The organism is Arthrobacter globiformis (assembly GCF_030815865.1).
GTDB classification, from domain to species: Bacteria; Actinomycetota; Actinomycetes; order Actinomycetales; family Micrococcaceae; genus Arthrobacter; species Arthrobacter globiformis_B.
This window is the reverse complement of the sequence record NZ_JAUSXI010000001.1, coordinates 3,429,764-3,454,631: the sequence shown is the minus strand read 5'-3', so window position 1 is coordinate 3,454,631 and position 24,868 is coordinate 3,429,764. Positions and strand designations below refer to the sequence as shown.

General features: G+C 61.8%; 34 protein-coding genes. 21 read left to right on the top strand and 13 right to left on the bottom strand.

The annotated features are described in order from the left end of the window. Positions 1-14 precede the first annotated feature (14 nt). On the bottom strand, positions 15-932 hold the full coding sequence (locus tag QFZ33_RS15995) for a LysR family transcriptional regulator (protein ID WP_307029053.1): 918 nt from the start codon (positions 930-932) through the stop codon (positions 15-17). Positions 933-1,569: 637 nt separating this feature from the next. Here QFZ33_RS15995 and nrdH point away from each other — a divergent pair. From nrdH to nrdF, 4 genes are all read left to right on the top strand, one after another. After that, a complete protein-coding gene (gene nrdH, locus QFZ33_RS15990) occupies positions 1,570-1,815 on the top strand; it encodes a glutaredoxin-like protein NrdH (protein WP_076802586.1) in 246 nt (81 codons plus the stop codon). A 55-nt stretch (positions 1,816-1,870) separates the two neighbouring features. Next, a complete protein-coding gene (gene nrdI / locus QFZ33_RS15985) occupies positions 1,871-2,377 on the top strand; it encodes a class Ib ribonucleoside-diphosphate reductase assembly flavoprotein NrdI (protein WP_307029051.1) in 507 nt (168 codons plus the stop codon). 26 nt (positions 2,378-2,403) lie between these two features. Next, positions 2,404-4,560 (top strand): class 1b ribonucleoside-diphosphate reductase subunit alpha, encoded by a 2,157-nt coding sequence (gene nrdE, locus QFZ33_RS15980; RefSeq protein ID WP_307029050.1) that lies wholly within the window; start codon positions 2,404-2,406, stop codon positions 4,558-4,560. 142 nt (positions 4,561-4,702) lie between these two features. Beyond that, positions 4,703-5,677 carry a class 1b ribonucleoside-diphosphate reductase subunit beta gene (gene nrdF / locus QFZ33_RS15975; protein ID WP_307029048.1) on the top strand — a complete coding sequence of 325 codons (975 nt, stop codon included), beginning with the start codon at positions 4,703-4,705 and terminating at the stop codon, positions 5,675-5,677. A gap of 332 nt (positions 5,678-6,009) precedes the next feature. Here nrdF and QFZ33_RS15970 read toward each other — a convergent pair whose 3' ends face one another. Then, positions 6,010-6,159, bottom strand: coding sequence for a hypothetical protein (locus tag QFZ33_RS15970; protein ID WP_307029046.1), 150 nt, complete (start codon positions 6,157-6,159; stop codon positions 6,010-6,012). A gap of 131 nt (positions 6,160-6,290) precedes the next feature. On the opposite strand from QFZ33_RS15970, the gene QFZ33_RS15965 reads away from it, so the two are divergent. Next, complete coding sequence (locus tag QFZ33_RS15965; RefSeq protein WP_307029044.1) at positions 6,291-6,584, top strand: ribonuclease HI; 294 nt, start codon at positions 6,291-6,293, stop codon at positions 6,582-6,584. Positions 6,585-6,637: 53 nt separating this feature from the next. Here the strand turns inward: QFZ33_RS15965 and QFZ33_RS15960 are convergent, their stop codons facing one another. Beyond that, positions 6,638-7,150: an HAD domain-containing protein gene (locus tag QFZ33_RS15960; RefSeq protein ID WP_307029042.1), complete on the bottom strand. Its 513-nt coding sequence runs from the start codon at positions 7,148-7,150 to the stop codon at positions 6,638-6,640. A gap of 143 nt (positions 7,151-7,293) precedes the next feature. Between QFZ33_RS15960 and QFZ33_RS15955 the strand changes: the two genes are divergently transcribed. The 5 genes from QFZ33_RS15955 to QFZ33_RS15935 all read left to right on the top strand — a co-directional run bounded on the left by QFZ33_RS15955 (position 7,294) and on the right by QFZ33_RS15935 (position 9,521). Further along, on the top strand, positions 7,294-7,650 hold the full coding sequence (locus QFZ33_RS15955) for a hypothetical protein (RefSeq protein WP_307029040.1): 357 nt from the start codon (positions 7,294-7,296) through the stop codon (positions 7,648-7,650). Between the two features lie 27 nt (positions 7,651-7,677). Next, positions 7,678-8,025 carry a DUF6884 domain-containing protein gene (locus QFZ33_RS15950; RefSeq protein ID WP_307029038.1) on the top strand — a complete coding sequence of 116 codons (348 nt, stop codon included), beginning with the start codon at positions 7,678-7,680 and terminating at the stop codon, positions 8,023-8,025. A gap of 13 nt (positions 8,026-8,038) precedes the next feature. Then, the gene (locus QFZ33_RS15945; RefSeq protein WP_307029036.1) at positions 8,039-8,530 is read left to right on the top strand and encodes a hypothetical protein; all 492 of its coding nucleotides are present in this window, start codon (positions 8,039-8,041) and stop codon (positions 8,528-8,530) included. Positions 8,531-8,700: 170 nt separating this feature from the next. Continuing rightward, positions 8,701-9,294 (top strand): hypothetical protein, encoded by a 594-nt coding sequence (locus QFZ33_RS15940; protein ID WP_307029034.1) that lies wholly within the window; start codon positions 8,701-8,703, stop codon positions 9,292-9,294. Beyond that, positions 9,294-9,521, top strand: coding sequence for a helix-turn-helix domain-containing protein (locus QFZ33_RS15935; RefSeq protein WP_307029032.1), 228 nt, complete (start codon positions 9,294-9,296; stop codon positions 9,519-9,521). The genes QFZ33_RS15940 and QFZ33_RS15935 overlap by 1 nt, the downstream gene beginning before the upstream one ends. Before the next feature lie 264 nt (positions 9,522-9,785). Here QFZ33_RS15935 and QFZ33_RS15930 read toward each other — a convergent pair whose 3' ends face one another. Continuing rightward, positions 9,786-10,169 carry a hypothetical protein gene (locus tag QFZ33_RS15930; RefSeq protein ID WP_307029030.1) on the bottom strand — a complete coding sequence of 128 codons (384 nt, stop codon included), beginning with the start codon at positions 10,167-10,169 and terminating at the stop codon, positions 9,786-9,788. A 298-nt stretch (positions 10,170-10,467) separates the two neighbouring features. Here QFZ33_RS15930 and QFZ33_RS15925 point away from each other — a divergent pair, with 298 nt between their 5' ends. Then, positions 10,468-10,785: a hypothetical protein gene (locus tag QFZ33_RS15925; RefSeq protein WP_307029029.1), complete on the top strand. Its 318-nt coding sequence runs from the start codon at positions 10,468-10,470 to the stop codon at positions 10,783-10,785. 11 nt (positions 10,786-10,796) lie between these two features. After that, positions 10,797-11,255 carry a DUF5956 family protein gene (locus tag QFZ33_RS15920; RefSeq protein WP_307029027.1) on the top strand — a complete coding sequence of 153 codons (459 nt, stop codon included), beginning with the start codon at positions 10,797-10,799 and terminating at the stop codon, positions 11,253-11,255. A 41-nt stretch (positions 11,256-11,296) separates the two neighbouring features. Here the strand turns inward: QFZ33_RS15920 and QFZ33_RS15915 are convergent, their stop codons facing one another. From QFZ33_RS15915 to QFZ33_RS15905, 3 genes are all read right to left on the bottom strand, one after another. Further along, positions 11,297-12,118, bottom strand: coding sequence for an alpha/beta fold hydrolase (locus tag QFZ33_RS15915; protein ID WP_307029025.1), 822 nt, complete (start codon positions 12,116-12,118; stop codon positions 11,297-11,299). A gap of 154 nt (positions 12,119-12,272) precedes the next feature. Further along, on the bottom strand, positions 12,273-12,824 hold the full coding sequence (locus tag QFZ33_RS15910; RefSeq protein WP_307029023.1) for an AMIN-like domain-containing (lipo)protein: 552 nt from the start codon (positions 12,822-12,824) through the stop codon (positions 12,273-12,275). 676 nt (positions 12,825-13,500) lie between these two features. Beyond that, the gene (locus tag QFZ33_RS15905) at positions 13,501-13,896 is read right to left on the bottom strand and encodes a helicase associated domain-containing protein (RefSeq protein ID WP_307029021.1); all 396 of its coding nucleotides are present in this window, start codon (positions 13,894-13,896) and stop codon (positions 13,501-13,503) included. 397 nt (positions 13,897-14,293) lie between these two features. Between QFZ33_RS15905 and QFZ33_RS15900 the strand changes: the two genes are divergently transcribed. Together QFZ33_RS15900 and QFZ33_RS15895 are read left to right on the top strand one after the other, a co-directional pair. Further along, a complete protein-coding gene (locus QFZ33_RS15900) occupies positions 14,294-14,647 on the top strand; it encodes a hypothetical protein (protein WP_307029019.1) in 354 nt (117 codons plus the stop codon). 234 nt (positions 14,648-14,881) lie between these two features. Continuing rightward, positions 14,882-15,133: a helix-turn-helix domain-containing protein gene (locus tag QFZ33_RS15895; protein WP_307029017.1), complete on the top strand. Its 252-nt coding sequence runs from the start codon at positions 14,882-14,884 to the stop codon at positions 15,131-15,133. Between the two features lie 339 nt (positions 15,134-15,472). On the opposite strand, the gene QFZ33_RS15890 is transcribed toward QFZ33_RS15895, so the two are convergent. The 3 genes from QFZ33_RS15890 to QFZ33_RS15880 form a co-directional block, all read right to left on the bottom strand. Then, positions 15,473-15,949, bottom strand: coding sequence for a hypothetical protein (locus QFZ33_RS15890; RefSeq protein WP_307029015.1), 477 nt, complete (start codon positions 15,947-15,949; stop codon positions 15,473-15,475). A 206-nt stretch (positions 15,950-16,155) separates the two neighbouring features. After that, the gene (locus tag QFZ33_RS15885) at positions 16,156-16,431 is read right to left on the bottom strand and encodes a hypothetical protein (RefSeq protein WP_307029013.1); all 276 of its coding nucleotides are present in this window, start codon (positions 16,429-16,431) and stop codon (positions 16,156-16,158) included. 42 nt (positions 16,432-16,473) lie between these two features. Further along, positions 16,474-17,004, bottom strand: a complete 531-nt coding sequence (locus QFZ33_RS15880; RefSeq protein ID WP_307029011.1) for a hypothetical protein — start codon at positions 17,002-17,004, stop codon at positions 16,474-16,476. Positions 17,005-17,483: 479 nt separating this feature from the next. On the opposite strand from QFZ33_RS15880, the gene QFZ33_RS15875 reads away from it, so the two are divergent. The 3 genes from QFZ33_RS15875 to QFZ33_RS15865 all read left to right on the top strand — a co-directional run bounded on the left by QFZ33_RS15875 (position 17,484) and on the right by QFZ33_RS15865 (position 18,894). Beyond that, on the top strand, positions 17,484-17,828 hold the full coding sequence (locus QFZ33_RS15875) for a hypothetical protein (RefSeq protein WP_307029009.1): 345 nt from the start codon (positions 17,484-17,486) through the stop codon (positions 17,826-17,828). Positions 17,829-17,958: 130 nt separating this feature from the next. Continuing rightward, complete coding sequence (locus QFZ33_RS15870; RefSeq protein ID WP_307029007.1) at positions 17,959-18,252, top strand: hypothetical protein; 294 nt, start codon at positions 17,959-17,961, stop codon at positions 18,250-18,252. 330 nt (positions 18,253-18,582) lie between these two features. Continuing rightward, a complete protein-coding gene (locus QFZ33_RS15865) occupies positions 18,583-18,894 on the top strand; it encodes a hypothetical protein (RefSeq protein WP_307029005.1) in 312 nt (103 codons plus the stop codon). A 123-nt stretch (positions 18,895-19,017) separates the two neighbouring features. Here the strand turns inward: QFZ33_RS15865 and QFZ33_RS15860 are convergent, their stop codons facing one another. Next, positions 19,018-19,452 carry a hypothetical protein gene (locus tag QFZ33_RS15860; RefSeq protein WP_307029003.1) on the bottom strand — a complete coding sequence of 145 codons (435 nt, stop codon included), beginning with the start codon at positions 19,450-19,452 and terminating at the stop codon, positions 19,018-19,020. A 310-nt stretch (positions 19,453-19,762) separates the two neighbouring features. On the opposite strand from QFZ33_RS15860, the gene QFZ33_RS15855 reads away from it, so the two are divergent. Both QFZ33_RS15855 and QFZ33_RS15850 read left to right on the top strand, forming a co-directional pair. Next, positions 19,763-21,136: a hypothetical protein gene (locus QFZ33_RS15855; protein WP_307029001.1), complete on the top strand. Its 1,374-nt coding sequence runs from the start codon at positions 19,763-19,765 to the stop codon at positions 21,134-21,136. Positions 21,137-21,256: 120 nt separating this feature from the next. Next, entirely contained in the window at positions 21,257-21,580 is a 324-nt protein-coding gene (locus QFZ33_RS15850; protein ID WP_307028999.1) for a hypothetical protein, read from the top strand. 632 nt (positions 21,581-22,212) lie between these two features. Here QFZ33_RS15850 and QFZ33_RS15845 read toward each other — a convergent pair. Continuing rightward, complete coding sequence (locus QFZ33_RS15845; protein WP_307028997.1) at positions 22,213-22,623, bottom strand: hypothetical protein; 411 nt, start codon at positions 22,621-22,623, stop codon at positions 22,213-22,215. Positions 22,624-22,825: 202 nt separating this feature from the next. Here QFZ33_RS15845 and QFZ33_RS15840 point away from each other — a divergent pair, with 202 nt between their 5' ends. Next, on the top strand, positions 22,826-23,230 hold the full coding sequence (locus tag QFZ33_RS15840) for a hypothetical protein (protein ID WP_307028994.1): 405 nt from the start codon (positions 22,826-22,828) through the stop codon (positions 23,228-23,230). 299 nt (positions 23,231-23,529) lie between these two features. Here QFZ33_RS15840 and QFZ33_RS24015 read toward each other — a convergent pair whose 3' ends face one another. Further along, the gene (locus QFZ33_RS24015) at positions 23,530-23,976 is read right to left on the bottom strand and encodes a GNAT family N-acetyltransferase (protein WP_373427287.1); all 447 of its coding nucleotides are present in this window, start codon (positions 23,974-23,976) and stop codon (positions 23,530-23,532) included. 626 nt (positions 23,977-24,602) lie between these two features. On the opposite strand from QFZ33_RS24015, the gene QFZ33_RS15835 reads away from it, so the two are divergent. Beyond that, on the top strand, positions 24,603-24,839 hold the full coding sequence (locus QFZ33_RS15835; protein ID WP_307028992.1) for a hypothetical protein: 237 nt from the start codon (positions 24,603-24,605) through the stop codon (positions 24,837-24,839). The last annotated feature ends 29 nt before the right edge of the window (positions 24,840-24,868 follow it).

The following is a 24,868-nucleotide window of genomic DNA, read 5'->3' as shown; positions in this document are numbered from 1 at the left end:
TCCAGCTTCGGGGATCATTTAACTGACTGCCCCAGGCCGCCCATCGTTTCCGCCAGCAGGTCCACGAACAGCTGTACCCGCGCCGTCTTGTTGTCGTTAATGAGCAGCGCGAAGACGTTGCGGGCCAGCCGGATTTCGGGGACGTCCAGCACCACGACGCCGGCCGGCCGGTGCAGCAGCGCAAGTTCCGGCACCAGCGCTGCCCCCAGTCCGGCGGCGGCCATTTCAAGGCTGGCATGGAAGTCGTCGCTGTAGGCCACCACGCGGGGGTGGAGGTTGCAGCCGGCGAAGAGCCGCTCGATGACGGTGGCATCGCTTGTGCCGGGGTGGTGCATGATCCACGGCATGTCCGACAGATGGTCCGCGGCCACCTTTGCGTCCGTGCGGAATCCCCAGCCGGCGGGAAGGACCACGCGGAAGTTATCGTCGCCGATCCACTGCCTGTTGATGGTGTGCGGCCAGGCCAGCCCGGACTGTCCCACCTGGTACACCAGCGCCACATCCGTGTCGCCGCCGGTGCGCAGCCCCTGGATGGTCTGGGCGGGTTCGGCAACGGACACCCGCAGGTCGATGCCCAGGTCCTTCCACGCGGGACTCCGCAGGATCCGCGGCAGAACGTAGGTGGCGAGGCTCGGGAAGATGCCCAGCCGGAGCTCCTGGCTGGTAGTGTCCTGCGTTTTGGAGGCGGCGGCCATCAGCGCCTCGATGTCCGTCAGGACCTTCGCGGCGTGGCGCGCCATCACCATCGCGGCGTCGGTAGGAACCACGCTCCGGGCGGAACGCTGGAACAGGCGGACGCCCGTGTCACGCTCCAGGGCAGACATCTGCTGGGACACGGCTGAGGCGGTGTAGCCAAGGCGGCTCGCCGCGGCCGCGAACGAACCCAGCCGCGTGACCTCAAGGAGCGTCCTCAAATGCACGGGGTTGACCACCAGCCAACCTTACTCCCGCCGCTCAGTGGCAGGAAAAGTGGCAGGAGAGGGCGACCCATCCGGGACCCGGGTCTGCCTACGGCGAACGGCACTGCTACCTTCTGCACCCGGACGCCGCCCGGCCGTGCCCGGACCAGCAAGGAATTCTTCGTGTCCCCTGGACCGCCGGGAGGCTCAGCTCCAGTTTGGCGTTTGCTTAATCACAGTGGAGGTCCCGAGACCTGCTTCGGGGCCGCCACTGTTGTGTTCCGGCGCACTCGAAAGGTGCCGTCAGGGGTGCTACGACACGCCGTCTTCGGGACGACACGCTGGGGGTTAAATGTGGGCAACTACTCCACAGGGTGTGGATTCCGTCCATCAAAAACCCGGAAATCCGGACATTTTGAGGGCACCGGCCTGTGGATTAAAAGTGCATTAAATGACATACTTGTAATACATCATCTTGGGGTCCTCTCCGGGGCCGCGCACTACATGTAGTATCGACATACAGATTGAGCGGGAGACCGGCGCAGCCAGTACTGGACGGTAAGGTCCGGGCAGAGTCCACCGCTACGATGCCAGAGATTTCAATACCGAGACACAAGCAAGGTCTCAGAAGAGTGCAGCAGCAGTGACTTCAACAAAGGGGACAGGAACCATGACCGTTACGGTTTACACCAAGCCGGCCTGCGTACAGTGCAACGCCACCTACCGTGCACTGGACAAGAAGGGTATCGCTTACCAGAGCGTGGACATCTCCCAGGACGCGGACGCCCTTGAGCGCCTGAAGTCGCTCGGCTACATGCAGGCACCGGTCGTCGTCACGGACCAGGACCACTGGTCCGGTTTCCGCCCGGACAAGATCGAGGAGCTGGCGCTGAGCGCCTCCGCTTCTGTGGCCTAAGGCTGCGCCCACGCCGTTTCCGGCAGAGAATTCCCGAGTAGATGAGGTGACTCGCATGGCTGCGCCGGCACTTGCCGATGCGCCGGCCGCAGCCCCTGCTGCGGACACGACGCCCGTCAATCAGACACCGCCCGTGAACCAGACTCACAGCCGCCTCATCTACTTTTCCTCGGCCTCCGAGAACACCAGCCGCTTCATCGGGAAGCTTGGTGCGGACGCAGCCAGGATCCCCCTGCACGCCAAGGATGAACCCCTTGTTGCCTGTGAACCGTTCGTGCTCGTGGTCCCCACCTACGGCGGGACAGGCGGCGAGGGTTCAGTGCCCAAGCAGGTCATCAGGTTTCTGAACAACCCGGATAACCGGCGCCTGATCAGGGGAGTCATCGGGGCCGGAAACACGAATTTCGGGGACAACTACTGCATGGCGGGCGACATCATCGCTGCCAAATGCAAGGTCCCCCACTTATACAAGTTTGAACTCATGGGTACGCCGGAAGACGTCTCCCGTGTACAAGAAGGATTGGAAGAGTTTTGGACACGACTGTCGCAGACACAGAAGTAACCAGGCCCGAAGGAAAGGACGCGTCCATGGACACGGCTGTTGAAAAGCAGGAGAAGCCGGCGCTCCCCGCTGCCTATAAAGGCCTGGGTTACCACGAGCTGAACGCGATGCTGAACCTGTACGGTCCGAACGGCGAGATCCAGTTCGAGGCTGACCGCGAGGCGGCCCACCAGTACTTCCTGCAGCACGTGAACAACAACACGGTCTTCTTCCACGACCTCGAGGAGAAGCTCGACTACCTGGTGAAGAACCAGTACTACGAGCGCGAGACCCTCGACCAGTACACGATGAACTTCATCCGCGAGCTCTTCAACCGTGCCTACAAGAAGAAGTTCCGCTTCGAGACCTTCCTGGGCGCCTTCAAGTTCTACACGTCCTATACGCTCAAGACGTTCGACGGCAAGCGCTTCCTGGAGCGCTACGAGGACCGCGTGTGCATGGTTGCCCTGCACCTGGCCCGCGGCAACCAGCAGCTTGCGCTGCAGATGGTGGACGAGATCATCGAAGGCCGCTTCCAGCCGGCCACCCCCACGTTCCTGAACGCCGGCAAGAAGCAGCGCGGCGAGCTGGTCTCCTGCTTCCTGCTCCGCATCGAAGACAACATGGAGTCGATCGGCCGGTCCATCAACTCCGCCCTGCAGCTGTCCAAGCGCGGCGGCGGCGTGGCCTTCGCGCTGACCAACATCCGTGAGGTCGGCGCCCCGATCAAGCAGATCGAGAACCAGTCCTCCGGCGTCATCCCCGTGATGAAGCTCCTCGAGGACAGCTTCTCCTACGCCAACCAGCTCGGTGCCCGCCAGGGCGCCGGTGCCGTGTACCTGCACGCGCACCACCCGGACATCTACCGGTTCCTGGACACCAAGCGGGAGAACGCGGACGAGAAGATCCGCATCAAGACCCTTTCACTCGGCGTCGTCATCCCGGACATCACCTTCGAGCTCGCCAAGAAGGACGAGGACATGTACCTGTTCTCGCCGTACGACGTCGAACGCGTCTACGGGATGCCGTTCTCCGACGTCTCGGTCACCGAGAAGTACTACGAGATGGTGGACGATTCCCGGATCAAGAAGACCAAGATCAAGGCGCGCGAGTTCTTCCAGACCCTCGCCGAGATCCAGTTCGAGTCCGGCTACCCGTACATCATGTTCGAGGACACCGTGAACCGGGAAAACCCGATCGACGGCAAGATCATCATGTCCAACCTGTGCTCGGAGATCCTCCAGGTCTCGCAGCCCACGACGTACCACGATGACCTGTCCTACGACGAGACCGGCAAGGACATCTCCTGCAACCTGGGCTCGCTGAACATCGCGAAGACCATGGACTCGCCGGACTTCGGCCGGACCATCGAAACGGCCATCCGCTCCCTCTCGGCTGTCTCGGACATGTCCAACATCACCTCGGTGCCGTCGATCGCCCGCGGCAACGACCAGTCGCACGCCATCGGCCTTGGCCAGATGAACCTGCACGGCTACCTCGCGCGTGAGCGGGTCCACTACGGCTCCGAAGAGGGCCTGGACTTCACCAACATCTACTTCTACTCGGTGGTGTACCACGCCGTCCGTGCGTCGAACCTGCTCTCCATCGAGACCGGCCAGACGTTCGGCGGCTTCGAGAAGTCCAAGTACGCCTCCGGCGAGTTCTTCGACAAGTACACCGAGCAGGAGTGGGTGCCGCAGACCGAGAAGGTGACGGAGCTCTTCAAGAACGTGCATATCCCCACACAGGATGACTGGCGAGAGCTGAAGGCCTCCGTCATGGAGCACGGCATCTACAACCAGAATCTGCAGGCAGTTCCGCCGACGGGCTCGATCTCCTACATCAACAACTCCACCTCCTCGATCCACCCGGTGGCGTCCAAAATCGAGATCCGCAAGGAAGGCAAGCTGGGCCGCGTGTACTACCCGGCCCCCTACCTGACGAACGACAACCTGGAGTACTACCAGGACGCGTACGAGATCGGCTACGAGAAGGTCATCGACACCTACGCCGCTGCAACGCAGCACGTTGACCAGGGCCTGTCCCTGACGCTGTTCTTCAAGGACACCGCCACCACACGCGACATCAACAAGGCGCAGATCTACGCGTGGCGCAAGGGCATCAAGACCATTTACTACATCCGTCTCCGCCAGCTCGCGCTGGAAGGGACGGAAGTTGAGGGCTGCGTCAGCTGCATGCTGTGACCTGCTGGTCGAGCTTGTAACCGCTGGTGGAGCTTGTCGCCGCTGGTCGAGCTTGGCGAGACCAAGGCCCAGTACGACGGCGGGTGCCCGCCCGCCGTCGTACGCTTTTACTAAGAACCAACCCAACTTTTTAGGGGATGACATGACCGAGAAGGTCAAGCTGCTCAGCCACGTCGAGGCCATCAACTGGAACCGGATCCAGGACGACAAGGACGTTGACGTCTGGAACCGCCTTGTCAACAACTTCTGGCTGCCGGAGAAGGTGCCGCTGTCCAACGACGTCCAGTCCTGGAACACGCTGACGCCGGCCGAGCAGCAGCTCACCATGCGTGTGTTTACCGGTCTGACCCTGCTGGACACGATCCAGGGCACCGTGGGCGCCGTCTCCCTGATCCCGGATGCCATCACCCCGCACGAAGAGGCCGTGTACACGAACATCGCGTTCATGGAGTCCGTGCACGCCAAGAGCTACTCCTCCATCTTCTCTACGCTGGCCTCCACCAAGGAGATCGATGAGGCGTTCCGCTGGTCCACCGAGAACGAGAACCTTCAGAAGAAGGCGCAGATCGTCATGGACTACTACCAGGGCGACGATCCGCTGAAGCGCAAGGTGGCCTCCACACTGCTGGAGAGCTTCCTGTTCTACTCCGGCTTCTACCTGCCGATGTACTGGTCCTCACGCGCCAAGCTGACGAACACGGCAGACCTGATCCGCCTGATCATCCGCGACGAGGCCGTCCACGGCTACTACATCGGCTACAAGTTCCAGAAGGGCCTGGAGAGGGTCTCCGAGGCGCGCCGGCAGGAGATCAAGGACTACACCTTCGAGCTGCTCTTCGAGCTGTACGAGAACGAGGTCCAGTACACGCACGACCTGTACGACGGCGTCGGCCTGGCCGAGGACGTCAAGAAGTTCCTGCACTACAACGCCAACAAGGCGCTGATGAACCTGGGCTACGAAGCCATGTTCCCGGCCTCCGTCACTGACGTGAACCCGGCCATCCTCTCGGCCCTGTCTCCAAATGCCGACGAGAACCACGACTTCTTCTCGGGATCTGGTTCCTCTTACGTGATTGGTAAGGCCGTCAACACCGAGGATGAGGACTGGGACTTCTAGCCACCAGTTGTGAGACTCCGACCTAACTGAGCAATTTTGCAGTATCTGAGCAAAAACACCCTCGTATCTGAGCATTGCTCAGTTGTGAGTTGCTGTACCTGTGTGAGTTGACGATTTACTTGGCACAACTGACGAGTTGGTTGGCGCCGTGACAAACAGCATGGCGCGGTGCCAACTATCTTGGCCGGTATTGGTTGGTTGGCCTATTGACCCATACTGCATGTTTTTCTACGTGGCGCCCGAGAGCCTTCATGGTTGGCGCTGACTGCTACCCGTGAGCGGGATTGCCGAGGCCCACGGCACCCGATGTGCATGTCCGCTTGCCGCGCACATCAGCCACCGAGATGTCCTTCGTAACCCTTGAGCCACATCATCGCGGTGGTCGGCGACATCAGTTCCAGCAATTTATCCGCTACCGCTTGCGCACCCTCATCTCGGCAGGCCTCCTTTGCCGTTGCCTCTACAACTGCCTGATCGCTCATTACCTAAGCCTAATAACCGGGCCGAGGAATTAGCTGCGATCCGCCGCGGGCTGCAGTCCACCCTGGCCATCACCCGGTGCCGCGGGAAGAGGCGTCGGGGACCTGAAGATCCTCACTGTTCCAAGGCCGCCTTGGAAGTCCTGGACCGGGTCTCCACCGGCGCCCTTCAGTCGTACGATGACACCGACTCGGTAGCGGAATGCAAGCGCATCCTGAGCTCCGCCCACGGCGTGAACATCTCCTACGAGTGGGTCCGCGGCCACAACGGCCACCCGCTGAACGAACCGGCGGACCGGCTTGCAGTCCTGGCGCACCGGAACCGTGAGATGGGCGTCGACAAGGTGCCCAACGCACGGATGATCGCTTCGATCCGCGAGGACGCGAAGACCATCGTCGGCGGTGCCCCGCTCCTGGTGGCGGCGTGATCAGTAGCAGGACCTAACGTCCACCTCTACCGCCTGGTTCCTGCCCTGAAGTGTCAGACGGTGTCCTGGGCGCCGGCGTCCCGCCGATCCTCGCTGTTGATGAATACCTGCACCGCCACGACGTGTGCCTCGGTCAGACCCTCGTCAGGGTTTGGCTTTTCCAGCAGGACGGGCTGGGTGTGGTGGTGGGCCCACTCGTGCACGTCGGGCCCTAGTGCGTCATCGATCCATACGACCGCGTCCCAGTCCGCCTCGCCTGCGGCTTCCATCCTGTCCAGCCACCTCGCTACCGACCCCAGCTTTGGCGTCTGCTGGTCTTCGTCGTCGGCCTGCGGCGTGATCGTCACCCGAAGCGGCTCCACCTCGAGATCAAGTTGCCCTTCGAGACGGTCAATGAGGTCCTCGGGCGACGTCGACACCCAGGCAATCCTCCCTTTGGTGGCGAGCCGCCGCACCAGGGCAACCTTCGCATCCGAGAGGTGAGGGTCCGGGCCGTCGTCGCTGTTGCCCTGGTGAAGCTTGGGGTTGAGCACGCCGTTGATGTCGAGGAGGATGATCGGCTTCATGACCGTGACCCTAGTCCGTCTTCGGGCCTGACGGTAGCCGCCAAGCTCTACCTCCGCGGGCCCTTCTCTGGGCATCAGCCATCCACCGGATTCTACGCATGTTTGCGGGTAGAGAACCGTCCTTGCCTGCCTTTGGAGTCACCGTGAAGAGGCTCATCGCCCCCGCACTGCTTGCCGTCCTAGCGCTGACCGGCTGCTCTGCTCCTGCCACCCCGGCTCCGACTACGACGCCGGGTGTGCCGATTGCCAGGCTGAATGAAGCTCAGAAGACGTCGCTGATGGCGGACCTGGCAAAGGTGAACCCGCAGATTGAAGGAACGCACGCCGTGGTCAGTGCCAGTATTGCCTGCCGGTCGATCCTCAAGGGGGAACCTGAGCAGGTCCAGGTCGTGACAACCCAGGAGCGCTTCTCCAGGTCCGCCGATAAGCCCATTTCGGAGGCAGAGGCCAAGCGGATCATCGAAATCATCAAAACCAACGGCTTCTGCGTGAAGGCGTAGCCAGCCCGGAACCCGGAGGCGTGAGCCATGAGCGGCGAACCGTGCACGATTGGTCTGGTCGCCTGCGCGTCGCAGAAGCTGCAGCGCCCAGCACCGGCGCGGGAACTATATGTCTCCCAGTGGTTCAAGAAGGCTTCGGCATATGCGGAACTGACGTGCGACCGCTGGTACATCCTTTCCGCCAAGCACGGCCTCATTTACCCAGACCAGGAACTGGCGGGAAGCCAGGACATCACGCTCATTGCTCTGGCCGGCAGGCAGTACCGGGCTGCCCTGGAGGGAAGTCCGTGGCCCTGCGAAGTCCCGATGCAAGGGCTCGGACTCGGCACACAACACGGCTGGCTGACAGCCAAACTCGCCGCAGACCGGGGCTAGGATGGACGACGTTGTGACTCATCGAAAACCGCCCTACGTTCCCCGGCCGCTCTTCTACGGGTACTACGTCAACGGCAAAACCATCGCAGCCTACACCCGGGAGGAATGGGGCATCGGGGCCGGCAGCGGGGGCGCCAGCTACAACCTGATCCGCTCGTTCTACTTCAGCATCTTCCTAACGATCCTGTTTGCCGGAGCGTCGCTGGCCGCCCTGGCGTTCGGCGTCTTCGGTCTCTTCAGGGGCTTTCCCATGGCTCTTTTCATGCTGTTCTTCGGTGCACTGTTCGGGTTTGGCGTGGTGCAGGTCTTCTTCAACGTCAGGCAGGAATGGCGGGGCAGGCAGGCCCGTAAGCTCAAGGGCCTCCGAAAGCCATGGTTCACAGCCAGCGACAACGCGGCGTACCAGTGGTTCGTCCGGCATCCGTCCCAGGACGTCCCCATGACGTTGGAATATTTCCCGGACGCGGTGAAGTTCCGGGACGAAGCCCGACAGAGCAGCCTCTAAACAGCAGGCGGCCGAGCCCTCATCCCGGCCAGGCTTTCCTGCTGTGATCCCGCCTTTGACCTTCCGCCGCAGCCCTGGTAGGTTATCGACTGTCGATATAACGATTTGCGATAACATTTGGGGGAACCGTGAAGCTGGCCAGGACTGACGGGCAACACGGCGCGTGGAAAATGATCGTCTCCAGGGCGGATGCTCTGTTCGTGATGATCGCGGCTGCCTTGGCGGCCGGACTGACGACCGCCGTTACCGGCTCGGGGATACTGGGCTACTTCACAGGGCCGGTCACGCTCACTCTCCCTGTCGCCACGGATCATCAGAAGGCTTCAGGGCTGGCATTGGGGGCCACGGGCCACTACACGTCCCTCGAGGCGACGTTCCCAGTGCTTCCCTCCGGCCCGGCAGCGGCGCTGGCATGGTCGGCCGGGCTGAACCAGGTCGGCGCCCTGGCGATCCTGGCCGTCCTGTTCCTGCTCGCCTACAGGCTGCGAAGTGAGGTCCTGTTTACTCCGAGGTCGGGCTGGATTGTTGCTGCCGGGGGCGCGGTGCTGGCCCTGGTGGGAACTATCGGCCAGTTCCTCGACGGCGTAGGGAGAAGCCGCCTGGCCGAGATGGTCGGCGCCAATGACCGCGTTCCGGGGGAGTCCTACCTCTTCTCCGTCGAATTCAACGCCACCCCCTTGATGCTGGGCATCGTCCTGCTGCTCGTGGGTGGGGTCTTCCAGTTCGGGGGCCGGCTTCAGCAGGACACCGAGGGGCTCGTCTGATGCCAGCCGAGGAAGGTTCAGGCATTCACTGCCGGCTCGATGAACTGCTGGCGGACCGCGGCATGACCCTGACCGAGCTGAGCAGGCGCGTCGGTGTCAGTCTGGTAAATCTGTCTGTGCTGAAAAACGACCGGGCCAAGGCAATTCGGTTCTCCACCTTGACGGCGGTCTGCGAAGTGCTGGGTTGCGAGGTCGGCGATCTGCTGACGGTAGCCCGCAGACCATAGGCCAGCCGGCAGTATTTTCCGAGAGCCCAGGCCCTGGATCCGTTGAGCCGCGCTGCGCGACGTATTCGGCAAAATCTTGCGGACAATCCCACTTGCGGACAGTGGAGCCGGCGGCGGCTGGGATGGGTGCACGCGGTCTCCGATACGCACCCTCGCCGCCGACTCCGACCATCACACTAAGCCGGATGAGGTACCGGCGCCCGGGAAGTCGGTACCTGATTTAGGAATAGCGCGGGCGGGCGACGCCGTGCGGGAAAGACAGAGCTATGGCCCCGCAAGGGCGGGGCGGGGACGGCACGCCAGGACATCCTGCAGGCGAGGCAGGTGCAGCTCAATGTTCCGCGCGACCGAGATTGCTGCTGCCCAGTCGTCCAAAGCCAGGGCCCGCTCCAGTTCGCGGCACAGTTGGTTCATCCGCAGTGTCCCGGCCAGCCATGACGTTGTTTTCAGGCGCAGCGAGGCATCCTTGGCCATGTCTCGGTCCCGGAGATTCACCGCGTGGACGACGCGCCCAACCCGCCGGGGGAGGAGCGCTGCGTAGTCCTTCGCGAAGGACTCTGCGATGACCGGGGATGCCTCTTCGGAGAGTTTTTGCAGGTGCTGCGCGTCCAGGGTCGGCTTCTGTCTCTCAACGGACAGTGTGTGCACTGGCTACTCCTTCTCGGGTCCCGATGGCAGCTGCCAAAGCACCCTTGCCCTCCGGTTGGGCCCCCTCCGCCGCGTGCTTGGGGGCGACAGACGACGGAGGGGACGTGCAGGGGTCACTTGTTGATGCCGGAGTGCTCCGAGCGTGTGAAGGGGGCGTCGACAGTGCTGCGTTCAACCGGCTTCCTTGCCGGTAAGAACAGTCTCCTAGGGGAGCATCAAGGACCCCACGGGGGACGATCAAGACCGCATCAAGAAAAACCGGCCTGCCGGCGCCGGCACCTGCCGCTACGATGAGGCCATGCCCGAGAGGATCATGTACGTCCAGCTGAAGACCGGCTTCAACACAGACCGCGGGCCTGCCTGGATCACCAGGCTGCGGTTTTCCAAGTCATGGCAGACGGCGTACTTCCGTGGCCGGACCCTGGAACGCTACGGTGGGTTCGATTCCAATTTCTACGGCCTGGACACCGGCGAGGAATTCTGGATCTCCGGACCCAAACGGGACCGGACGGATGTCCGGTACAGCAGCCAGCAGCCGGAAATCGAGGAGGATGTACGGGCCGAGTACGAAGCATTCCTCAACGGCGCCCCGCTGCCCGGACGCGAGAACGGCTGACGGCAGCAGGCATGGCCAGCGATCAAAGCGTGTGGGAGTCGGTGCCCGAGGGTGGACCGGGGGAAGGCTGGGCTGAACTCGATGAGAACGGCTGGGGCGCCCTGATCGGCTGGGCTGCCGGTCCAGAGAACCTCCGGCGCCGTCCTGCAGTGGATGACAGCGCCAGGACGGTGACCGTGACGAGGACCGACAAGGACGGCACAGTCACCGAGTCCACCGAAGCGTTTACAGCCCGTGACCGGCAGATCGTGGACGAGGGAGCCAACTCGTACCTGGCCGATGCCGGTGTGGAGAAGCGCCCGGGAGGTTTCCGTTGGTTCATAAGGTTCCCCGGACAGTTCTCCGCCTGGGAGAAACTACGCGCTGCCATCACCGGAGATGTCTATGCGAGCGAGCCCCAGGCGGTCCATCCGGCTGAGGTCGCACCCATCATGAAGCAGGCCATGCAGCGCATATATGCCGGTCAGTAGTATGAGCACAGCAGGCCACGGCTACGTCATTAGGGGAACCCTCAGAGGGCTTGGCCTGCGAGCCACCGACGAACTTCATTCGACAGCGCGACCGGAGCGTCGTAGTGAATGAGATGGCTGGCACCGGCGACGAGTTTCAGCGTCGCGCCGGGCACTGACTCTTGTATTCGGGTCGCGCGGTCCACTGGTATCCAGGTATCTTCTTCTCCCCAGATAATGTGCACCGGAAGGTCGATACCGCCCAGCTTGGTTTCGAACTGCTCCGTGAATCGTTCGTCCGCTTGGGCGATCTGGCGGTAGAACGCCGTCTGGCCTTCGTCTCCCAACCATGGCCTAATGAGGACAGATAGCATCTCTGGACGCAGTCCGTAATGGCTTGCCCCTTGAATATAGGCGTCAAGTGCCCCCCGGTGGACGGCCGCCGGCAGCTGCGAAAACACATCCGGGTTGTCCTTCACGAGGTTGAAGAATGGCGATCCCCAGGGGCGCAACGCAACGACGTCCACCAGGCACAGCGACGCGAAGCTCCGTTGGTGGAGCAGATGCGCGCGAAGCGAGACAGCGCCTCCGTAGTCGTGGGCGACGATGTGCGGGTCAGCGAGGCCCCACTCGTCAAGGAGATCCGGGAGGAGTTCTCCTTGAACACCCAGATCGACTGGGTGCTCTGGGGCTTTCGTGGATTCCCCATACCCGGCCATATCCCAGATATAGACCGTGAAGTCGTCGCTCAGGGCATCGGCGAAGGGAGCCCATAAGACAGACGACCATGGAGTGCCGTGGCAGAAAACAACTGCCGGGCCTGAGCCTTTGCATCCCCACGCGATCCGTCGTCCGCGCCAGTCAAACCGTTCGCGGAGTTCCATCTGGTCAGTGTCCCAGATTTCCCACTCGCTGCCTGGAAGTCGGTCCGTTAGAGGAACCTTGAGCGGTCAAGGATGCATCGCCACACGGGGCAGGCAAAGCGGTGCCCCGCCTCCCCTTGGGAGCGGGGCACCGCTTCTTATCTGGCTGTAGCTGTCACCATTGGTGGGCAACGTCAATGACGAGCCTGGATCCGTTGCCGGGACCGGCAAGGGTGAAGACCTTGAACGGCAGCCGGGCGCGGACACCGAGGCCCAGGGTGGTGCGGCCCTCGAAGCTGCCTGCCCAGGCAACCTGCCGGAACGTCTGGTACTTCGAAACGTTGGTCACCTCGGAGCGGCTGGCCGGCACGAAGGTGGCCTTGCCCGTGGCGCTGTCATAGCTGGGCGAGTGGGCGGTGACCTGCAGGAACGCGCCGCCCCTCAACTTGATGGGCAGCCCGGACCCGTCCTGTACAACCTTCGAGACGTAGCGGACGTTGTAGCCGGTTGCCTTCCCCTTGATGTCGATTACCAGGCGGTCGAAGCAGTAGTACTTTCCCGAGCGCACATTGGTTACTGATGCCGCGCTCATGGCCTGGTTGGACTTGGCAAGTGAGCCCCAAGCCAGTCCGCAGTAGGAAGGCGTTGCGGAGGCGGCCCCCGGAACCAGCAGGCCCAGCCCGAGTGTCATGATGATGGCTGTCAGCCAGGCACTTACTTTTTTCATGTGGGTACCCCTTTCGGGTGAGTGATTGGATCACTCCAGCGTAGGAGCGCCAAAAGCCCGAAACGAGGGATGTTTCCGGTTCTTCGTGCAACCGTTAAATCGCCGGGAAACCGATCACGGAAGCGTAAATCCGGGGCGCATTTCAAGGCCGTCGAAAGACGTTTGTGACCCTTTCTCCATTTGCCAGTTATCGCCGGTAACGGGATACGCGCCGGAAGGCAAGGGCAGCCGACTCCGGATCCTGCATAGGCACTTGGGCACCCTATCCGTGTACCGGAGGTCCAGTCAGGAGGCCATGATCCTGGAGGGTCCTCCGAGGACGCTGGCGGCTGGCACGATGCCTGTGACCTTCGCGGAGTGGTCGAGCGCGCCCAGCCAGTTTCAAGCTTCATCGTGCATGGATCTTCTCGCTTCGACTGCGCGGGCAGGCGTGAGCGCTCATCTCGGCTGCCGTGGGCGCATTGGACTCGTGGTCCGGATGCAGGAAAGGGTGTCCGCCGGGCCCGGCGCTCTGGGGGGAGTGCGTTCCGGACCCGGCGTTCTGAAGCTTGGGTGCGCGGCCACTTCAGCTTCAGGGACGAGATCAGTGTGCGCCCCTGATGCTATGAAATTCGGGGTTCTTCCTGAGAGCTGAAGTGCGTTTTACCCCGCATATGGGGGAGACAGCAGGGCGCCTTCAAGCTTTGCCCAAGCTTATGGAAGCTGCTGCGCCGTTCTCGCGCGGCTTCCTGCCCCGCTGCCGTCCGTCCCGCCAGCCCGGCAATGCCTCATCCAGCGCTTGCTCCTTGGCCCCCTCCAGTTCGCCGCGGTGCAGTTTGGCCCGCTGGGAGTGCAGCCACACACCGAGGTCGTGCTCCAGGCCCGCCACAGTGACCTTGTGGCGGGGCCAGTCGTTGCCGGCGTCCCGGCAGGCGACCAGTGCCTCGAGCCGGTCCTGCCACCGCCCTTCGTCCGCTTCCGTCCGCGGGGGGGGGAGTCTGCCAGCCCGGAAGCATGGCAAGCCCGTCCCGGTACGCGGGCGCGAGTGTCCCGCCCGGGCGTCTTCGCGGCGCCGCTGCAGCCATGCAGCCAAGCTCCGCTCTGACGTGCTTTCCGCGGTCGGGACGGATAGCGGCCCGTCTCCTGGACCATGGCCACCAGCTGCCGCATCCGCTCCAGGCCCTGTGCTGTCGCTGCATGTGTGGTTTTCAGGGCAGCGGACGACTCGTGCGCGTCCTGCAGCACCGGTCGGCGGCTCGGGCAATAGCAAGGTGGTAGGCGACGTTCTTTGGTGCTGCTCCAACTAGGTTCGCGATCTGTCCGCGGGAGAGCCCGCCGCGGTACATCAGCACCCATTCGGCGTTTGGTGCCCGGTTCCGTCTCGTCGTCGCCACGCCACCCATCCTGCCAGCCGTGCCTGCATCCCCCTAGGGCGCCCCGACGTGAGGGCTTAGAGTAGCGCCATATATCAGGATGGTCAGGCACTGTCGATGATGGAACCAAGCCTGGAGCCGACGCCCAGGGGCTGGATAGAAAAGGCCTACGACGCAAATGTTTTCACCATGCTGACAGTGGCACTGCTCGTACCGGTGCTCTATCCCTTGAACGACAAAGTGGGATATTGGCTCTCACTGGTCATTACCGCTTTGGCCGTCGCTGCCTTGTCGGTCTTGGTCGCACTGCCTGTCATTCCGATCAAGAGGCGGCGTGCGGCGCTGGACGCGGAACGGGGCTTTTTGAATGCGCCCATCGGGAGGTCGGGTCCGCGCTCAAGCAAAGATGGGCCATCGGATATGCGAAAGCAGAACCCGGGCGGCTCCTGTTCCAAGCCAAGACTGGGGTGACTGGTCGCTTGGTGGGGCCCATCGAAACTTACTCGCAGCTGCGGGTCATGGGCGGGCCCGCAAAGGCCCCGTGGTCAGCATTGATCACGCTCAACACCGACAAGAGGAGAGTCGAGTTGGCAGCTTCTCCCGCTAGTCCGGACCTGCTCGCCGAGAGGTTTTGAGCGAGGGCTAGCTGGGACCGTGGATACTATGAGCGCCCGATGAGAGCGCACCCGCACATAGGATGGTCCGGTGTCCGATGAACCCAACAAGCACCGATTCCTGACCATCGATCAGGCCGCTGAAGAGCTGAATGTGAAGCAAAGCCTCATCCGGTCACTGATCAGGAGCGGTGAGCTTCGCGGCGTCCAGGTCGGCGGCCGGGGCGTATGGCGCATCGGGGCCAACGACCTCGAGGACTACATCGCCGAGGCCTACCGGCGGATCGCGGAGCGCGTCGCCGCCGGCGACCTCCAGGACGACGGGGAATCCGAAGCTCAGTAGCTGACACGCTGGTGGTGTTCTGGTCTATGGTCCGCGACCTCAGAGGTCGTTCATGTAAGCGATGGCAGCTCCGGACAACTGGCCGGGAACACCCTATGGTCCAAGCATGGGGAAAACAATGAGGGTCAGGACGTTCGCCATGCTCGCGGGCCTTATGGTTGCGGCACTTTCGCTATTTCTCGCCTGATTGAATGGAAACATCCCGTTGCCAGCTGTTCTCCCTACTTCCTTGCTTCTCGGAGTCGCGACATTCTTGGCCACGAGCAAACAGGGCGCTAGGAAATCCAGCTAGATCAGTAACTCGCAGCGCTTCCGGCTAGCGGCTCTAATGCCACCTGCTCAGAATGTGGTGTACTCCACGGATGATGTCTTCCAGAGCTCTGTCGCATCACTCAGGGCGGAATCGACGTCTTCGCCCGTCACTGAGAACGTCGTTTCAATATCCTGATCCGTCCAGGTGAACACCACCGACAACGCTCCTGCGGCGACGTCGTGATCAACCCAATATGAGATGGTCCAGAAGTTGTTGTGCCCCTCATGCGTGACAATTTCAGCAGTGGACCGCCCGGAGTTATGTTGATCAACAGATAGTTGAGGGCCATCGACCGGAGAACTCCGCAGATAGGCGCCGACCTGGCGATCGATGTCCCGCTGCTGCTCGAGTGTCAACGGGCCCTTAAACCTGACACTAATCTGAACCCAAAAACCAAAGGGGTAAACCTCGGCGAAATACAGGCTGCAGCCAGCTCCGCTCAGAAGAACGGAGCCCCTGCCGGCCACAAAGCCCGGTTGCCAGTTGTACGGTCTCCTGGGCATGTGAGCTCCTAACAAATAACCAAACGGGGGCGGGGCTGTTTGTCGATCCTGTCCTGGTTGCGATGATACGACCTATCGCCGAGATCGACGGGCTGCGGGAGATGTTGCTAAGGACGCTGCGGTAACGGTCTACTGCGGCCAATAACCGGTACTTGACGCGCCTGAACAGGGTCTCGGCGTTGCGACAAGAACTCTCGGGATGTCGCCTAGGTAGTGTGTTGGCCGTCCGCGGGGAATTCACGGAGTATGGCGGCCACAGCGCGGACGGCAGCCGGATCTTGGGCCCATGGCGTTCCGGTGCGGGTGTAGGCGTGGAAGCTCATCACCTTGGAGCCCTGGGCGGCTTCGGTCAGTTCAGCCCAGGCCTCCTGCAGGTCCCCGGTCTTCGCCAGCGGGGCATTCGCCCCGCACCGGCCGGAAAGTTCGGGTGCGGGGCTGCCTGAGGCCTTGGTCTTAGGGTGAAAAAGATGTTTGAAGCGCACGCGTGTCTCCCTTCTGAAAGTGCTTGCCGGATGTGACTCCGTCTACGGCGCCGGGACCATCCAGAAGCCGGCGACGGCTGCGCCGCCCGGCTCGGTGGTCATGGGCACGAGATGGGTGAGGACCTGACCGGCCACGAGGTTCACGGTCATGGTACTGACTGTTCCACACTTGAGCGCGAGTTCGTGGGTTGATCCTCCTCGCCGGTCCGGCTGCGCAATGAGGAGGGCTGCATCCGTGATGCCGACACACGCAGAGGTCACCTTGTAGCGTCCCTGAGGTATGCCAGGCAGCGAGGTGCGGTGCCCGTCACTCCCTAGTCCGCCCGAGCCGCCCAAGACGAGGTCAGAGGGTCTGGGGCCGAGGATCCGGTCCAGTTGTACTTCGTTGCTTGCCTGTTTCTCGGCCAACGCGGGGTCGGCCGTCGGCGGGGGAGGCGGGGCAGCCCGGGAAGTCGCAGGTGGCGCGGCGGCTTCGTCGTCCGTGTATGCGCAGGCGCTCAAGACCTCTGCCGAGCTGGCAAAGACCAGCAACAATGCCATGCAGCCGGCCAGTTTCCCCCCAAGGAACCCCATGCCCGAAGCCTACCGGCATCCGCGCGGGTGAGCTACCGGTGCCGGGCTGCCTGATCCCGTTCTTCTCGGTCTTCGCGCTCGCCTCGTTCTGGTTCATCGGAATCTTTCCCTCCGCTAATCGGAACTGCCCCAGGCACACTGGCCGCACGGAGGAGATCATCGCCTATCCCGAGCCACCTGACCTTCCCGCCGAGAAGATTCGGGAGCTGATCGACTAAGCGGACCGGATGGCCGCGTCAATGGAAGCTGAAATGAAGGTGGTTCGCCGGCTGGATAGAGCATCCCCGGAACACGACTTGAGCGACATTATTGCCCGGATGGAAGTTCACCGCTCTGGCAATCAGGGAAAGCTACGACGGCCGCTTCTGATCGCGTCGGACGGTCGCCACTGCCGGCGCTTCGACTACAGCCGGTGGGAGTTCAGCAACACGCGGCACGGGTCCGCAATCCTGTCCCACCCCCAGGAGGAGCATGGAGCCATGACAGCTCCAACGGTTGAAGCGGCTATCCATGAACTGATGGATCTCGCCTGGAATGTTGTCTACGGCCTGCTCGAGGAGCGGGGACTGCTCGGCGGCGGGTTCTTCGTCGAGGAGTGCACCGGCATCCACTCCTGGCTGGACGGGCCCGTCCGGTACACCGTCGTCCATTCCTGCGAGGTCGCGGTCCTGTTCGTGGACACCCGGCCGGTGGATGCCATCGTGTTCCATCACGACCTGCTCGGCGCCGACGACGACCGGACCCATCGGAAGAGGTTGACGGCAAGGACGTCGAGGCGATCCAAAACGATGAGAGCCTTACAGCTGCCGACCGGGTCGACCTGATCGCAAACCAGGTTGTGGCCGAAGACGAAATCGACGAAGCCCGGAACCAAGGCTGACGTCCGCGGCGGCGGATCCGTGAACGCATCCCGGAAGAAATACAAGTGGTGAACACGTACAGAAAGTGCAGGACGTGCAGGTGAACCCCTTCCTCGCCGTGCCTGTCATTGCGGGGGTCCTCTGGCTCGTGCACGTAGGTCTGGGCACCGCCCGCCACAGGGCCTACCGCTACACCCGTTGGATCCTCTTCGGCGGGCTCTCGTTGACGGCCCTGGTGTTCTTTCTGCTTGCAGCCCAAGCGAGTCGGTCGGTGCCGCCAGAGTGGAAGGAGGACTCCCTTGACGGGGTCTTCGAGTTTGTCCTGGCACTGGAAACTCTGCTGGTGATGCTGGCTGCCGGCTTCTGGAGGTCATCCACGTCGCGGTGACACAGGCGATAGAGGATGCCCGGGCAAGGGCGGGAAGCCGGACTTCGGTCACGACCGGCAGCCTATGAAGCGCCGTGAGATCTGGGGTATCGCTCTTTTGGCTGCAGCCGCCCTGGCAGCGCTTGGTGCGCATGCGGTCCTTGAAGCCGACCGCGCCGCCACCAGCCAGCGACTGCTCCTCTACGTCGGTGCGCCAGCGTCCAACATCGGCAGCGGACTCATGATCCTGGTGATCCTGACTGGCGCGGCGGGCATAATGCTCCTGCTGCCGGCCTTGATTAGCAGGATTCCCGGACGTGGCTGCGGCGCGCCATCGGCTGGACCACGGGGATGGCGGCCGCGGCGGCCGTGCCCTATCTGACCCTCGTCCTGCTGTTCGCTTACCTGGGTGCTGCCGGCATCGGCGACGTCGTGAAGGTTCAGTCAGCGGACGGCCAGGCTGTCCTCATCACGCAGGACGGCTTCGACGGGGACATGGTCGACATCTACACCGGGCACGACGAGTTGCGCTACAAGAGGGTCCGGAGTGCCCCTGAGATCGCCGGCTGGCCGCGGGTCAAAGACCAGGACTGCGGGCTGGAAACCGCCAACGGGCTGCAGCTCGTTTGCGGTGCCACGACGGTGGAAATCCAGTCAGACTAGCCCGGCCCACTTGTGGCGCTACTGGCGGACCTCAATATCGGGGTGGTTCTCCATGACCCACTTGGCCATGGTCAACTTGGCACTTCATCCTTTCGGGGAACGCCCAGAGGGACAGAACGTTGCCTACGTGTCTTCCAGGATCAGCCTGCCATCGGGCTTGTGCATGAGACTCCACCAATGGTCTGTCGCCGTCCAGACGTTGCCTCTATTTAGCGCCTGACGTGCCCAAACGACTGCTCGTTCCAGCCAATTATCCCGAAGTTGCTGGCCGATATGGTTACGCAATTCCGAGGGAACGGCTCCGACCCACACCGTCAAAGGGCTAATGTCAGGATCTCGGCTGCCGAAGTACTTCGCTCGCGAATCCGATGGCCAGAACACCTGCAGAACGCAGATGCCGTCTGACTCATTCGGGTAAGTCCGGCTGAAGGAGAGGCTGCCCAGACCTACGCCTGCAGCCACCAAGGCTGCCTTGACCTCATCCCGGCCCAGCGGGTAGGCCCACCCCTTGGGTAGTTTGTCCCGGTCGTAACTTTCCCATGGTCCGTCGTCTGCCATCCCTGCATCGTAAGCGAGCTTCTACAAGGCAGGTGAACCGCGCTGGGCAGATAAGTCACGTTTCCTGTCCTGTCCCGTCCTGTCCGTGATGGAACCGCATGCGGGACTGATTGCCGTACCCGGGCCTCCAAGGACACCGGGTGCTGGGTCTGCCGGTCCGTCTCGGGTCGCGCTGGCGTCTGGGAGACTGTGACTCATGAGGCAGATGGTGACTAGGAGTTCGCATAGCGGCATTCCGTCGTATTCGGTCGACCGGGGCGGTATGTTTACCGGGTCGCTCATCTTTGGAGTCGGGTTCCGCAATGAACCAGTGACGCTTGCTGGCATCACTCATCTGGTCGAGCACGCCGTTCTCCGTCTGGTGCAACCGGTGACTTTGTGGCACGGCGGCACAGTCCAGATGGACTCGGTTGAGTTCTATGCCTGTGGCGACGCCGATGCCGTTGCCGGCTATCTCAATGCCATCGCCGCCGCTCTCTCAGGTTTTACGGCTGTGAGCGAGGAAGATCTCGCGCTGGAAAAATCGATCCTTGAAGCGGAAAACCCCCACGGATTCAGTACGGTGTCCGGCGGCCTGCTGACCTACCGGTTCGGAACGAACGGACTCGGTGCAGGGCACTTTGGTTCCCCGACACTTGCAGGCGTCAGCCGGGCCGAAGCGATCGAATGGGCCCAGCGATGGTTTACGGCAGAGAATGCTGCCGTCACCTTCACCGGGCCCGTACCCGACTCCCTGGACATTCGTCTTCCGCAGGGCGCCGCTGTCACCCGGCACCAACCGAGCCCCGTCATCACAGCGCCAACTTTGGTCTGGTCACAGAAGAGCGGTGTTGCACTGTCCTTCTTGGTCCCCTTGAGGAATTCCACGTTCCTTGGAGAGGCCCTGAGATATGAGCTGCTCGCACGGCTTCGGCACGCCCGCGGCATCATCTACTCGATCGTGATTCTCACAACGCAGATCGATGATGACTGCTGCCAACTCGATCTCATCCTTGACCCGGTCGCGGCCAACACCGCCGCTGCTTTGCAGGCCAGCGTGGCTGCTGTCCGTGACGTTGCCGCGGAGGGCTTCACCGAGGACGCGGTTCAGGCCGCCCACAGGGCCCTCCAGGCCTTGGTCACGTGGGACGATAACGTCGCCTCCGACTACGTCATCCAGGTGGCAGTCAACGGCCTTCTTGGACGAGCCACTCCAACCCGGCAGGCACTGCTCGATGCAGCCGCCTCGATAACCGGACCCGAAGCAACGGCCACACTGATGACGTCCCTGGAATCACTCATCGTTGCCGTGGACAAAGACATCAAGGTCCGCAAAGCCGACGTGGCTGCACTGGACCTAACCTTGGACTCCTATGACATCTGGCAGCGCCACAACGGCACAGGTGACCTAAAGCTGCAGGAGTCCTCCGAGGGGCACCGGAAATGGCGAAGCAAGACATCCGGGGCAGCCTTGACGCTGACAGAAACCCACCTGCTGAAGCTGGACTCAGGAAAAACGAAGTCGATCAAGCTGGCCGACGTTGTCCTCGTAGGCGACCGCAGCTGCGGCGGTATCTCCCTGATGGATCGGCGCGGAAGAAGCACCGAGGTCCACACCGATGACTGGAAAGACAGCAAGAAACTCAGACGGAAATTGCTGCGTGCTTTTCCTACCGGCATTGTCCGAGAGTTCCCAGAAGAGTAAAGGAAGCAGAACATTTACTGCGGGCGCTGCGGCCCGGAGGGGAACCTCTGCCGGGACGGTCTCAGAGGTATGGGCGATGAATCACGCCACCATCCATTCGCATTTTCCTAGAATGACGGAATGAACGCCAGAACTCAGGACTACCGACGCCTGCGCCGTGCGGTCACGATGTGTGTCAACGCACATGACCTTCTCGGAATCCTGGACGATGCACCTCCTGACGAATACAACCCCGAAATCGAAGACTTCACGCGTCTAATCGCAAAGGGTGAAGTCATCACCCCGGAGGTAGTCGCCGCTGTCTGCCACAAGTGGTTCGGCGACAGCAAGGAGGCACCACCACCCCCGACGCCCAGAATCACAGCACTCGCCAACGACCTCCGAGCTATCCAGCGCGAGAATGCTGCCCAGCCACGGAGAACGCAGTCGACCGACCGAGACTGAGCGATCGCGCAGGTAGCGCCGACGGCCCTCGAGGCCTTCCCTGAGACGCCGGTCCGGTGCTCTCCGTCGAGTACCATCCCGGTATCCACCCAAACTTGGACAGGGTCTTAAAGGCATGTTCGCGGAAGTAAAACAGTTCCAGTGGACCGACGTCGAGGATGACACCGTCGTGCCCAACTTCCCGACCCTTTTGGAAATGTACGTGACATCGCCTGGGCACATTGCGGTGCTGCGGTTCGAGGTAGCCGTGACAACGATAGAGGAACTGACGCAGCGGCTGAACTTCCAGTCGTGCATCTCCGGGCACGGGCAGTGGTTGTCGCCGAGTTCGACCGACACAGGCTCGAGTCGTTTCTTCGGTCCGCCGTTGGTCAGGTGTCCGCCGAGACGTGGGAAGAGCTCGAGATTGCGCTAGGGAGGTTTGGGAGGTCCGAATTCAATATGACAGATGCCTATTGGTCACCCGACCCGTGGGAAGCTCCCGGAACATAGGCAAGGAAGCCGCCGTCTCACCATTTGAGCAACACTCCAGCGGAGCGCTTTCCGAGGTCTAGACCAAGAGGAGGCGCTCCGCGCTACCTCCAAGGGGAAGCTGACGCGCCTCGCTGGTGCGCATCGGAGAAACGTTCCTTTCACTTCATAGGAAACACGTTGAAGGCATCCTTTTTCCGCTCAACGCCCCAGAGAAATGTAGAACCGTCATCCCTCCTGACGGCTATGGACCGTTGCACCTTCAAGATGTCAACATCCTGCGGATAGGCATCCTCGGTGTGTGCGACGAACTCTTCTGCGAATCGCTGATTGATGAGGGTTGCAAGCTCTTTCTGCTTCCGCCATAGGTAAATCGAACATCCTAGGAAAAGTGCCAAAGGGATTAGTCCGATGGTCCACCACGGCAGGTCCGGAAGCTCTGGTGGCCCGAACAGGTCGATGCCCCAGAGGACCCAAAAAACGAAGAAGAAAATTGACGCTAGTGTGCTGACTGCTCGGGTTTTCCTAGCCTCGGGGAATGCGACGGTGAAGGCGGCACTGGGTTCGTCCATGAGGCGCTCCGGATCTCGATGAGTCTCCTAGCGGACAGACTAATGCCGGAGGCCGGAAAACTGTAGATTTGAACTAGTACCTACTCCCTGCTCGATCAGGGACAAACCGGTGTCCACAAGCCAGCAACGAAACCATGTTGTATTAGCCGAACCCTCAGCGGGATCCCTCTGGCCACTAAAGGCCTCGTGCGAAACTGTCACCGTGACCATCGACATCAAAGCCATGCTTAATCGAGTCGTCGCGGAGGTGTTCGACCAGAACTTTATCGTGGAAGATGACACTTCCAGTGACTATCCGTTTGGGCACGCGGTCCGCATAACCAGTCGGCACGAACAGCACCGCACGGCAATCATCCGTGTTACCTACGATTGGATGGACGCTTTCATTCCCGAGCTGAACGTGCAAACCATCGTCTTCGACTACGACGACGGGGAGCAGGAAAAGGCAGAAGACCTTCGAAAACTTTGCCGCGCCATGCGCGCCTACCTTCAAGGTGAAGCGCGTATCGAACACCGGCGTCGACTGTTTCGTCCCGGTACGGTCGTGAGCATCGAGGTGGACGGCCTCGAATGGCGTCTCGGCCGGCACCATTCGGTGAGCCCCTAACAGTAGGGCACTGGCAAAGTAGCAGTGATCTGGGCTTGCTTATCGACCTGCTGGTGCACCCGACGAAGGCTGGCCAGCCGGGCTATGGCCCCTAGGGCATTGAGTCATTTGGGTCGGCAGCCGAACCTGAACGGGCGACTTTCGAGGTCTAGCACGGATCGCGCTCTCACCGGCAGTTCGAATCGCTGCAGGCAAGGGTTACCAGGGAAGCCCACGCATATCGATGAGGCCTTTAGGCCATGTATCGATGCTCCGAGTCCCCGGGCACACCATCGTCGGGCCATCGCTCTTCACGACCGTCATGGCATCCAAGGGAGAAATATCGACGACCGGCAGCTGAAGGCGGGTGTACCCACAGGCCTCATAGAAGGGCACGACTTCCTCGCTGCAGCCGAGAAAGCCATAATCAGCTGAGCAAAACTGGCGGCTGCATCTTGTAAGGCCGAAAGAACTTCACCGCCGATACCTGTTCCGCGGGAGTCCTGCCGAGTGACGACGCCCCCGGTTCCAGCAATCAGGACTTCGGTTTGGCCGACGCCGATGAATCTCCTGGCAGTCGCGGCGTAACCTACCAGCTGTCCATCACTCCTGGCGAGGGCATGGAGTTCCCCACGGGCATAGCCGTAACCCCGCTTTGGAGTCCACGGTCCCCACACGTCAACGTATTCGCTGTCGAAAAGGGCCGCCATACCTATGTAGTCGATAGGGGTGAGTTCAGTTGTCCAACGCAGCTCCACGGAAGTCATTAGTCCACGGTAACAAGCGCCCGTCCGACCGCCGCTTGACATCGCGAAAGAGGACTTTGAATCGCAGCGGTATTTGACGTTGTTCTTAATCAGCAGAAAATTGGCGGGATGTCCCTCAGTAGAACCTCTAAAGGGACTCACAAGCTGAATGCAGATGGTTGGCTTCTTGATGCCGTCGGCGATTCCTGGACGTGTGCGGACGATGAGAGGTCGTCTCTTCACCATCCTGGACTGATCAGTGATCGCCTAACACGCGCTCCTGCTCTCCGTGTCGGCTATTCCGGGCGCGCCATTTAGCGATCTCGATAGTCAGCACGAAGGCGGTGAGTAGACCACCCGCCGCAAACCTCCAAGGGCCCGGGCTTCCCCCAAAAAGGATCCTTCAACGGGCACATGCGGATCCTTCACCAGGCATGAGTTCGCTATCCTCAAAAGTCCTCAGGCATCACGGTATCCTGGCGGTCATACGTCAAAAACGGTGGTAGAGAGACAACCGTTGTATTTGGGTGGGACAAACTGTAGCTTGGCTCGATCAGTCAAATTTCTTCCTTGTTGTTCGTCATCGGATTAAAAGGCGCTGACACGCCCGAAAGAGCGCACACCTCAGCACCAGGAGGATGGAAACCATGAAGACGATGACCTGCAGCCAGCTCGGTGGCCCGTGCGACCTAAAGTTCCGCGGGGAGAACGCCGATGTGGTGATTAAGGCCCAGGACCGCCACGTCCGCGACGCAGTCCAGGCTGGTGATACTACGCATAAGCCGGCGCACGATGCGATGAAAAAGCGCTGGCGCAGGCCGCTGGCAGCAATGGGCTGGTATCGCGACACAAAGGAAGCCTTCTCTGAGCTCCCGGAGGACTAAACCGGCACGGCTGCCTCCCACCGCCCGGA